A 10,979-nucleotide genomic window follows, 5' to 3' on the forward strand; every position below is an offset into this window, starting at 1 on the left:
TCAGTCCATACCCATGCCGCCGGACGAGCCATAGACCTGGCCGGTGGCGTAGCTGTTGTCGGCAGCGGCGAGCGAGACATACAACGGCGCGATCTCGGCGGGTTGCCCTGGACGGCCCATCGGCGTTTCCTCGCCGAATTTCTCGATGGCGTCCTGGGGCTGCCCGCCCGAGGTCTGCAGGGGCGTCCAGTACGGGCCGGGGGCGACGGCGTTCACGCGAATCCCCTTCGGTCCAAGTTGCTTGGCCAGCGAGCGGGCGTAGGCGACGTTCGCGGCCTTGGTCTGCGCGTAGTGGAACAGCGACGCGCTGGGATCGAAGGCCTGCACCGACGACGTGATGATGATCGCCGCGCCCGGCTTCAGATGGGGCAGGGCCGCGCGAGTGATCCAGTAGGGGGCGTAGACGTTCACCTTGAACGTGGTGTCGAACTCGTCCGGGCTCAGGTCGGCGAGCGAGTCGATGGACTGCTGGTGTCCGGCATTGTTCACGAGGATGTCCAGGCCGCCGAGTGACGCCACGGCGTTTTCCACCAGCGACTCGCAGAACGCCCGGTCGCGCAGGTCGCCCGGCATGGCGAAGGCCCGGCGGCCGGCGGCTTCGATGAGTTCGACCACTTCCTTTGCGTCGGCTTCTTCCTCGGGGAGGTAGTTGATGACCACATCGGCGCCTTCGCGAGCGTAGGCGATCGCGGCGGCGCGGCCGATGCCGCTATCCCCGCCGGTGATGAGGGCCTTGCGCCCGGCGAGCTTGCCGCTGCCTTTGTAGCTCGTTTCGCCGTGATCGGGGCGAGGCTCCATCTTGCTCGTCAGGCCCGGGACGGGCTGTGGCTGGCGGGGAAACGGCGGTTTGGGAAACGCGTCGATCGGATTCATGGGAGCGGTCTCGCGTGGGGAAGGGATCAGCAGGGCGGCGATGGGCCACCTCGCATGGCAACCACGCTCTCACGCGTTCCGGCAACGGTATGTGCAGGTTTCGTTTTTCCCTGCGGCGTGATCGGGCACATCCATGAACTTGCGAGCCGCGGCCGCCGTGGCTGCCATCCCGTATGCCGTATCGGGGCGCGCAAGGCTTAGCGAACGCTTTCAACGTCACTTAGCGACGTCACGCGTCCGGTCGCCCAGCGGCACAAACGCGTGTCGAAACGTCGAAAAGTGGCATTTCTTTTCTTCGAACACCGGTATGCCTCCAGGCAAATCAACGCGATACGCGTGGCATGGCCGCTGCAACGCAACGGATACCCCACGTCGCGACGGGTGGCCCGTCGTTCGTGAACGTCCTATCGCCGGTTCGGTGCTGCACGTCATGGCACGTCGGTCTACCCCGGCCAATTCGCACGTTCTCGCGACAACCCCAATCGTCGCCTGTTTCGTCAAAGGATCCGCCATGCGTTTTTCGGTTCGCGCAAAGATCTTCTCCGCCATGGGCCTGGCCCTGGCCCTGATGTTATTTCTGGGGGGTGACGGCCTGCTCGGCGTGAAGACCACGTACGGACTGGTCCGGGACATCTACCAGTCGAACGTGTTGTCCATCCTCGCCGTCAGCGACACCGAGCAGGACGTCGTGGACGAACGGATCGCCCTCAACCGCGCCATCGTCGATCCCTCGGTGCACGCCACCGTCGAACGCATCCACACGGATGCCGCCAAGGAGGCTGAGGCATGGGCGCGCTACTACCCCGCGAACATCAGTTCGCCGGAAGAGCGCAAGGCGGCGGAGGCCTACATCGCCGAGCGCACGGCCGCCATGCCCCTGGTGGAGAAGGACGCCGCGCTGCTCGACGCAGGCAAGACCGAGGAAGCGCGCCAACTGCTGATCGGCACCACGGCCGCGGCGTTGGGCCGCATGGCCAGCCGCATCGACGATCTCGTGCGCATCAATACCCGGCAGGCCCGCGTGGCGTCCGAGACCGCGAGCGACAGCTATGCGCACACGCGAAACGTCGCCATCGCCGCCCTCGTCGTCAGCGTCGTGGCCTTGCTCACGATCGCCACCTTCCTGGCCCGTGCCGTGGTGACGCCCCTGTCGCGGGCACGGACGCTCGCTCGCGCCATCCAGGATGGCCGGCTCAACAACACGACCGTGGTCTCGGGCAACGACGAATTCACGGATACGCTCCAGGCCCTCGATGAGATGGACAAACGCCTGGCGGGCATCGTCACCGACGTGCGCCACATCTCGCAGCAGGTGTCATCGTCGGCCGCCGATATCTCCCAGGGCAACGACGATCTCTCGCAGCGCACCCAGGAGCAGGCCAGTTCGCTGGAGGAAACCGCGGCGTCGATGGAGCAACTGGCCGCCGCCGTGAAGCAAAACGCCGACGGGGCCGAACAGGCTCGTCAACTGGCGCAGCGTGTGCGTCATGATGCGGAGGAAGGTAGCCAGGTTTCCGCGGAAGCCACCCAAGCGATGCAGGCCATCACCCAGGCGAGCCGGCAGATCGGTGAGATCGTCACCCTGATCGACGAGATCGCGTTCCAGACCAACCTGCTGGCACTGAACGCGGCGGTCGAAGCCGCCCGGGCGGGCGACCAGGGCCGCGGTTTCGCCGTGGTGGCCACCGAGGTGCGCCACCTGGCCCAGCGCAGCGGTGCGGCGGCGAAAGACATCAAGGCGCTGGTGACCTCGACCGTCGAGCGGGTGGATACCGGTGCCGCCCTCGTGGCACGCACGGGCACGTCGCTCGACGCGATCGCCACGGGCGTGCGTTCGGTCAACGCCATCGTCGAGGAAATCGCCGCGGCGTGTCAGGAACAGGCCGCGGGCATCCACCAGGTCAACAACGCCGTCGTGACGCTGGACGATGTCACCCAGCAGAACGCGGCGCTGGTGGAGGAGGCCTCCGCGGCGAGCAAGAATGCCGCCGACCTCTCGCAGGAATTGCTGCGCCAGGTGTCGTTCTTTACCGTGGCGGGATCGCCCCCGTCGGCGGTCGAGCGAGGCGGCGACGCCGTGCCGTCGAGCCGCGCGGTGCCTCAGCCGACGCCTGCCCCCCAACGTTCCGTGGCCGTCGTCGTGGGTGAGGAGAGCCTCTGGCGTGAATTCTGATCGACGCATGGCGATGCGTCTGGTGCTTCTACTCGGGCCGCCCGGCGTGGCGCTGGCGGCCTCCGGAGGGCCGGTCTGTCCACCCACCGTCCCGCCGCATGGCGCGCTGGCCGTCGAGCGGGGTGACACGCGGGCGCGCGACGTGTGGGAGGTGGTCGACGCGAAAGCGAATTCCCGGGCGTGCAGCGTGTCACTTCGCCTGGAGCGACGGATGGCGACGCTGCTCGTGTCGCGCTCGGGCGTGCGCCTTACGCCAGCGCATGCGCCGGAGGGGCATGGCCTCTACTGCGTGTGGGGAAACGCGAAGGCCGCAGGCGCGGCACTGACGTGCTGGCCGACGGACGGCATGGAATAGCGTGGAGCGAGATCGCTCAGCCTGACCATCGCACGCCGTCGGCACGATCCGCCCGTTCCCGGAACCAGCGCGTCAGCAGGGTCCGCAAGGCACTCAGCGCGAAAGGCTTGACCAGCACCTCCGCGTGCCGGGGCAGCCGATCGTCGAGTGGCGTGCCTGCGTAGCCGGTGATCAGCACCACGGGCAGGTCCGGTATCTCGGCGCGAGCCCAATGGGCCAACGCGCATCCGTCCATGGGGCCCGGCAGACCGATGTCGGTAATGAGCGCCGAGAACGGCGCATGCGCTCGCCATGCCGCCTGGGCGTCCTCCGCGTGATGCGCCGTGATTACCTCGTGGCCCTGGTCGCGCAGCGTGACCGCCAGCGTGTCCAGCACGCCAGGCTCATCGTCGACCAAGAGGATGCGAACACCCCGCGTGGCCTGGTTCACGACCTGGATGGGAGCGACCGCCTCGTCGGGTAGCGTGCAGACCGGCAGGTAGACCCGTACCGTGGTGCCTTGGTGCAGCGCGCTCTCCACGTCCACGTGCCCGCCGGACTGATGGGCGAACCCGTGAACCTGCGACAGGCCCAGCCCGGTGCCCGTTCCCGCCGGCTTCGTGGTGAAGAAGGGTTCGAACACGTGCGGCAAGTCATCGGCGGCGATGCCTGTGCCCTCATCGCTGACCGACAGCACCAGGCGCGGTGCGTCGTCGTGGGACGGCAACCGCTCGGCCCGGCGGGCCGAGAGATGGATGCGCCCGCCGCGCGGGCTTGCGTCGCGGGCATTGACGAGAAGGTTGAGTACCGCCGTTTCCAGGTGAGCGTCGTCCACATGGGCGCACAGGCCAGGCTCGATGTCGCACGTGACCGTGACGTGCTGGGTCGCCGTCGGGCGAAGCAGCGCGGCGATCTCCGGCAATCGCTTTTCCAGGGCAATCGCACGCGGCGCCAGCGGCGAGCGACGCGAAAAGGCCAGGAGTCGATGTGTCATCCGGGATGCACGATCCACCAGCCCGGTACCCAGCCGGGTCACGGCGGTGACGCCTTCGAGCGTACCGGCGGCGGCTTTCTTTTCGATGAGGTCGAACGCGCCACCGATTCCTTGCAGCACGTTGTTGAAGTCATGTGCGATACCGGCGGTCAACTGACCGATCGCGATCATCTTGCTCTGCTGCAGGTCGTCTTCTTCCGCCCGTTTGCGTGCCGTGACGTCACTGACGATGCCGGTGACGTAACGCGCCTCGCCGTTCTCGTAATCGGTGCGGCCGCGTGGCGCGATCCAGTGGATCGAACCGTCCGGCCAGCGCACGCGGAATTCGCAGGCGAGGTGGCCATCCTTGATGGCGCGCTCGAACGCCTGGACAAGAATATGCCGGTCCTCATCGAGGATATGCGCGAGCGCGCGTTCCAGCCCCCAGCTCGGCTGCAGGGTGTCGTAGCCGAACATCTGGTCGTGCCGCAGCGAACGCAGCATTTCCTGATCGCGCGTCAGGTCCAGGCGCCATACGCCCAGATCGGCACTTTCCAGCGCGAGGTGCAGCAGGGAATCCGGAAAGGTCATCGGAAGGGCTCACGCAAGGTGCGCCATCCTCGCGAGGGTGGCGTGATGGCCCGGTGAGTCCGTGTTGAGGAGGCTGAGGTTCGCCTTTCGCGATTTCTTGCGCACGCAGCCCTATCGAAGCGCTGCGCCGAACAGCCTCAACGCAGCCCTCAGCGCCGCCGCGTGTGCGTCATTCTGCCGATTCGCCGTGTCGCACTGGGGCACGACGTGTGTCGCCGCCGGAAGGCAGTCGCCGAGGAAATCGTAGTGGCTCACGCCCGGCAGGCGTTGCGCCATGGCACCGGGGATCAGGGCGGCGGCGACGTCGGTATTCGTCGCCGGGGGCGCGACGGTGTCGGCGGTGCCGACCAGAAGCGACACCGGTATCTGCATGCCCCGGAGCGACGCCGGCGCCAGCGCCTGGACCAGCGCCGGTGCCATGATGAAGACGGCGCGAGCGCCGTGCACCGCGTGGTCGCCAGCGGCCTCTCTGAAGCGCGATTGCATCGCCGGGTCCCTTAGCCATGCATCGACGTCGCGGGCCGACAACGTGGGCGTCTCCATCTGTGGCGCGCAGACGCCGTCGTCCGGATGCGCGCGGCAGAAGTCGGCGAAGTGCCGCACGTCGACGCGTGCGCCGCCTGCCACCAGAGCCGTAAATCCTCCCGCCGAGAAACCCGCCACACCGAGGCGTGCCACGTCCACGTGATCGACGAATACCGGATCGGCTAGCACGGTCGCCCAGGCCGCCTTGAGGTCGTCGGCGCGCTCCCACCACCACGAGGCGCCGTTTGGGGTGATGGGGCCGCGACCGTTACTGCCGGGATGGTCTACCGCAATCACCACGTAGCCGGCGCGGGCCAGCGCGGTGCCGAACCAGCCCATCATCCGCGCGGTGCCGCCAAAGCCATGGGATAGCAGGATCACGGGAAAGCGGCCCGGCGCCAGGGGCGCATCGGCCGCGGCGCTTCCGCTGGCGAACAGCGGAAGCCCGGGGGGACCGATCGTCAGCGGGCTCTCTTTTGCATGGCCTTTGGCGGGGTACCAGATGGTGATTGCCATCGTCGGCGAATGGTCCGCGTTGCGCAGCGCGGTGCTGGGCGTGGTGGTGGTGCGATGGGCTTCGCCCACCGTGGCGGCGGCGGCGCCGGTGGAAGCGATGAGCGCGAGGCCCACGAGCAGGCGATTGACGAGGGTGGACATGGTCGTCTCCGTCAGTGGATAGGCACACAGATGTCGACGCCGCCGTAGCCCGTGCGAGGGTCGAACGCGGCGTCGTAGCGTTCGAAGTCCGGCGCCTCGACGGCCGTGAAGCCGGCGGCGGGAAGCCACCGGTCGAGTAGCGCGTGCCATGTACGGGGAATGGACCCGACATGGCCCTCGTGCCGCACGACCAGATAGCGCTGCGGCGCCAGGTGCAGATGACGGTGACCGGCGCGTGCCTGTCGGGCATGCGCGATGCCGTAAGCGGCCAGGTAGGTGAAACGTCCCTCGCTATCCGTCGCGCTGCACACGCCATAGGTGTAACGATGGCTGTCCAACGAGCCCTCGCCGTGCAGTCGTTGCCACTGTGAGGGAATGCCCGCCGTGTCACTGGCCAGGTAGGACGCCTCGATGCCGGCCAGTCGCAGGGGGCCGATGGTTTCGACGCGCAGTGCCGGTGAGGGGGCTGACGATTCCTGCACCACGCGCAACGGGAGAAGCAGCGGCAGGCCGTTGAGGTGTCGTCGCTGCCGGACGTCTTCGGGTGGCACGCCAAATGTCTCGCGGAACGCCCGGGTGAATGCTTCATGCGAACCGTAGCCCGACGACAGGGCCAGGGAAAGGATATCCGACGCTCCCTCGGACAGCTGCCGGGCGGCTTCGCTGAGCCGGCGGACACGTATATAGCGCGCTACCGGCCATCCGGTCGCGGCACGGAAAAGACGTGCCAGGTGGAAGGCCGACACGCCGGTCGCGCCCGCGACGTCCGCGAGGGAGAGGTCTTCCCCCGAGTGACTTTCGATGTACCAGACCGCGCGTTGGACGACCGTCATGACGATGCTTCCCCCTGATGTCGCGACATCATAAGGGGCACGGCGGCGCCGGCATTTGATCGTTCTTGCGGTGACCTCCGCCGGCTTACACGCGCGTCAGACGAGTAAGGCCTCCACCTTCACCCTTTGCCCAGGGGCGCCGGTGAGCGTGACGTAGCCGTCGGTGACCCGTACCGGTTCGCCGTCCCGTCGGGCGGTGTCCACGCGCTTGCCCGGCGGTGTGCGCAGGCACAGCCTTACCTGGCCGGGCACGGCCCGATCCGGCAGTTGCACCTCGCCGTGCAGCACGTCGCCCTCGCGGCGCAGGCTCATGCTGCACATGCCCCACGGCGTCGGCGCGCCGGTCATGCCCACGGGGGCACGGTCGGCCAGCCATGCCCGGGGGATCGCGCGGCCCAGCCACAGCGTGTCGCCCTCGTCGAATACGAACGCCCAGCGCAGCACGAGGGGGACGGTCATCTGCGCGGGCATGCAGAACAATGGCATGCCGCCGGTGATGTCGCTGACCTCTCCGGCGGTCCAGCTGCCGGGGGTATGGTCGTGGTAGCGATGGGCGTAGAGGAACAGGATGTATTCGTCGATGCGGCCCAGGCGTAGCAACTGCTGGGCGTAGCCGTGCGAGATGAAGCCCAGCATATCGCGGCTACCGGGATCCACCGGGCCGATGTTGGCGACGACACCCAGCGTGGTCGCGCCGTGGCCGCGCATGGCGTCGACGATGAGGTTGGCGAGGTCGGCGGGGAGGACGTCGGCCTGCAGCAGCTCGGCATACGCGCGGTGCGGCCATTGCTGTTCGCTGGGCTTTTCCTGCTTGAGCGCTTCGCGAAACGTGCGTGTCACGCCGGGCAGGGGCGGTACGTAAGGGGGGGATAGATCGTGCCGCACGCTCGCCCTTACCGATGCCTGCACACGGTCGCGCAGTTGCGTCGCGCGCCGCTGCCAGGCGGAGACATCGGCGCCTGGCACGATCCGCGTCCAGCACGCCGCGAGGTCGCCCAGGCCGCGCGCTGCCATCGCACTGTTGGCGAAATACGGCTTCCACCACAGCATCGGATCGGGAAACAGGCAGGCGTCGGATTCGTTCCAGCCGTGGATCAGGCCGTGGCCCGGATCGTCCGGCGCCAGGCGCAGGCTTTCATCGTGCAGCTCACCGAGCAGGGCCACGGTGGCCTCGATCTTGCCGCGATGCCTGCGCAACAGGGCGGCATCGCCGGTGTACGCCAGGTAACGTGCCAGCAGCGACAGCGTCAGGCCGAACTGGCCGGTCTCCGCGCCGCGCATGTTGATCATGCCGTCGGGCTGCACGAAATCGGTGAAGTAACCGTCCAGCACCGCCGTGGCCTGGGCGAAGCGACCCCACTCCAGGTTGGCGTGAAGGGAACTGGTGAAGGTGTCCTGGAAGCCGTCGTATTCGTTGCCGGCGTAATCGCGGTCGACCGCGCCGTACCTGGGGTAGGTGCCGTCGGGACGCACCACGCGCTCGCGCGCGAACGCGAAGCGCGGCATGTCGGCCCAGCCCGGGGTGCCGCCGTGCACGGCCGCCATGCCGTGCAGTTCGCCCTGCCACAGATCGTGGAAGCGCAGCAGCGCGGCATAGAACGCGGCGGCATCCGGCGGTTGACGACGGGGTGGATACGCGGGGTAACTGTGACCGTAGGCCACGTGGGTGAACCGTCCGTGCTCGACGAGCGCGGTGCGATGCCATGTCTGCACCACGAAGCGATCGGTGGCGTCCACGTCGGCGAAGACGATGACGTCGTACCAGCGCCCCTCGTCGAGCGGTACCACCTTATGCACGGCCGGCAGCCAGCCGCCGAGCAAGCCTTCGCGGCGGCGTGCGACCTTCGCCGGGTCGTGGAGCGCCGCGAACACCTGATCGGGATGGTAGGTGCGCGTGCTGCCCGAGGTATACACCGGCATGGTGTCGGCACATGGCGGCGTGCCGACGAAGCTCGTCCACGGCAGGCGGCCGTAGTAGTTCTCCGGGTCCAGCTTCGACGCGACGGGAGGCGCGGCGAGGCGAACCTCGCGCTCGTCGGGCTCACCGCGGGCCAGCAGCCGGTCGGCGAGCCGGTCCGCGTCGGCCAGCGCGATCTCGGCGAGCGTCATGCCCAGATAGGGCTGCGGGGACTCGTCGTAGCTGGCTTCGGTACGCTTGCCGATCACGCAGGCCCGCGCGCCGTCGTTGAGCACGAGATCGCCATCGGGATGGGTGAGGTCCTCGCTGACGCGCCAGGGCGTGTCGGCCACGCGAAAGCCGGGCAAGTCGACATGGCCCTGGAGGTCGAGTGCCGCCATCGGCGTGCGCACCGGTGGCGGGGGCGATACGGCGGGCGATGCGATGGGCGCCGCCGTGGCGGTCACGGGACCGATGGCCATCGCGGCGCCCGTCGCGGCCATGCCCTGGAGGAAACGCCGGCGTCCCGGTGCGGTATCACTCATCGTCGTCGTCCAGGTTCAGTTCGTGGGCGTCGAGGCCGGTGGCCGCGCCCCAGTAATACACGCCGACCGACACCAGCAGCATGCAGAGCGAATCCCACGGATGCGCCAGGATGCCGATGCCGCCGAACGTGCCCAGCCAGGACACGAGCATCGCCATCAGGTAGAAGCCGATCAGCCACAGCGAGGAGCGCACCTGGCGGACCAGCCGCGGTCGGAATGCGCGATCGGGCACGCGGCAGAGCACGTAGCCTGCGAAGGCCAGCACCTGCACGCCGAGCAGCCACGATACGGTGTCCCACGTCGACCAGTAGACGATGAGCCCCGCAATGCCAAACGACGCCGGTCCGAGCAAGGCCATGCCGCGCACCCGGAACGGCCGGGGCAACGACGGGGCGCTGCGCCGGAGCGCCGCCACGGTCACCGGTGCCACGGCGTAGCTCAGCACCAGCGCCGCGGACACCACGTTGATCAAGGCCTCCCACGAGGGGAACGGCAGGGTCCAGAAGATGGACAGGGCCAGCGTGAGCCACAGCGCGGGGCGCGGAATGCCCGAACGCGCGTCGATACGGGTCAGTACAGGCATGAAACCGCCGCTGCGCGCCCAGCCGTAGATGATGCGCGGCGTGGCGTTCATGTAGATGTTGCCGGTGCCGCTGGGCGAGATCACCGCGTCGCACACCACCAGCGCCGCCAGCCAGCCGAAGCCGAGCACGATGGCGATGTCGTGATAGGGCAGCGCGAAGCGTTTGTCGATGCCGTCCCACCCGTCGGCGAGAAAGGCCGTGGGGATGCCGCCGAGGAAGGCCAGTTGCAGCAGCACGTAGATCACCGTGGAGAGCACCACCGACAGGATCAGCGCGATGGGAATCGTGCGCTGCGGGTCGCGCACCTCGCTCGCCACCGAGACGATGGGCGTGAGGCCGAGGTAGGCGAAGATGATGCCGCCGGCCGAAATCGCCGCCTCCACGCCGCCGATACCGTGCGGCATGAACCCGTGCACGCTGAAGTTAGGCGCGTGGAAATGGCAGAGCAGCACGCCGATGACGAGCAGCGGCACCACGAACTTGAAGATGCTGACCAGGTTGTTGGCCTTGGCGAAGGTTTTCACGCTGTAGTAGTTCAGCACGAAGAACACCACGAGGATCGCCAGCTGCACGAACCACCCCAGCGTGCTCGCCGCGTGGCTCCCAGGCAGGTTGAGCGCGGGAAACCACGCCGCCGCGTACTGCCGGCAGGCCACGGTCTCGATCGCGATGAGGCTGGAAAACGCGATCAGCGTGATCAGGCCCATCATCGAGCCCAGCAGCGGACCGTGCGAATACTCCGGATACCGCACCGCGCCGCCGGCACGGGGCAAGGCGGCGCCGAGTTCGCAATACACCAGGCCCAACAGCAGCACGGCCGCGCCGCCGATGACCCAGGACACGATGCCCGCCGGGCCGGCGAGCGCGCTGACGTGGCTGGCCGCGAACAGCCATCCGGAGCCGAAGATGGCACCCAGGCCGATGAAGGTGAGATCGGTCAGGCTCAATTGCCTGTGGAACCTTCCCTGGATCGGCGTGGATGCGTCGGCCATGC

General features: G+C 68.1%; 8 protein-coding genes. 2 read left to right on the top strand and 6 right to left on the bottom strand.

Going from position 1 to position 10,979, the window contains the following annotated elements; all coding sequences use genetic code 11:
* A complete protein-coding gene (locus PI246_RS04825) occupies nucleotides 1-873 on the bottom strand; it encodes an SDR family oxidoreductase (RefSeq protein ID WP_320550145.1) in 873 nt (290 codons plus the stop codon).
* Nucleotides 874-1,384: 511 nt separating this feature from the next.
* Between PI246_RS04825 and PI246_RS04830 the strand changes: the two genes are divergently transcribed.
* Nucleotides 1,385-3,046 carry a methyl-accepting chemotaxis protein gene (locus PI246_RS04830; protein ID WP_320550146.1) on the top strand — a complete coding sequence of 554 codons (1,662 nt, stop codon included), beginning with the start codon at nucleotides 1,385-1,387 and terminating at the stop codon, nucleotides 3,044-3,046.
* Complete coding sequence (locus tag PI246_RS04835) at nucleotides 3,036-3,401, top strand: hypothetical protein (RefSeq protein WP_320550147.1); 366 nt, start codon at nucleotides 3,036-3,038, stop codon at nucleotides 3,399-3,401. The genes PI246_RS04830 and PI246_RS04835 overlap by 11 nt, the downstream gene beginning before the upstream one ends.
* Nucleotides 3,402-3,417: 16 nt before the next feature.
* On the opposite strand, the gene PI246_RS04840 is transcribed toward PI246_RS04835, so the two are convergent.
* The 5 genes from PI246_RS04840 to PI246_RS04860 all read right to left on the bottom strand — a co-directional run bounded on the left by PI246_RS04840 (nucleotide 3,418) and on the right by PI246_RS04860 (nucleotide 10,977).
* A complete protein-coding gene (locus tag PI246_RS04840; protein WP_320550148.1) occupies nucleotides 3,418-4,944 on the bottom strand; it encodes a PAS domain-containing hybrid sensor histidine kinase/response regulator in 1,527 nt (508 codons plus the stop codon).
* A gap of 111 nt (nucleotides 4,945-5,055) precedes the next feature.
* Complete coding sequence (locus PI246_RS04845) at nucleotides 5,056-6,126, bottom strand: alpha/beta hydrolase family protein (RefSeq protein WP_320550149.1); 1,071 nt, start codon at nucleotides 6,124-6,126, stop codon at nucleotides 5,056-5,058.
* A gap of 11 nt (nucleotides 6,127-6,137) precedes the next feature.
* A complete protein-coding gene (locus PI246_RS04850; protein ID WP_320550150.1) occupies nucleotides 6,138-6,959 on the bottom strand; it encodes an AraC family transcriptional regulator in 822 nt (273 codons plus the stop codon).
* Between the two features lie 96 nt (nucleotides 6,960-7,055).
* Nucleotides 7,056-9,401, bottom strand: coding sequence for a twin-arginine translocation signal domain-containing protein (locus PI246_RS04855; RefSeq protein WP_320550151.1), 2,346 nt, complete (start codon nucleotides 9,399-9,401; stop codon nucleotides 7,056-7,058).
* A complete protein-coding gene (locus PI246_RS04860; protein ID WP_320550152.1) occupies nucleotides 9,394-10,977 on the bottom strand; it encodes an APC family permease in 1,584 nt (527 codons plus the stop codon). Before PI246_RS04860 ends, PI246_RS04855 begins: the two co-directional genes overlap by 8 nt.
* Nucleotides 10,978-10,979: the final 2 nt, after the last annotated feature.

It is taken from the genome of Luteibacter sahnii, from assembly GCF_034063545.1.
Taxonomy (GTDB): domain Bacteria; phylum Pseudomonadota; class Gammaproteobacteria; order Xanthomonadales; family Rhodanobacteraceae; genus Luteibacter; species Luteibacter sahnii.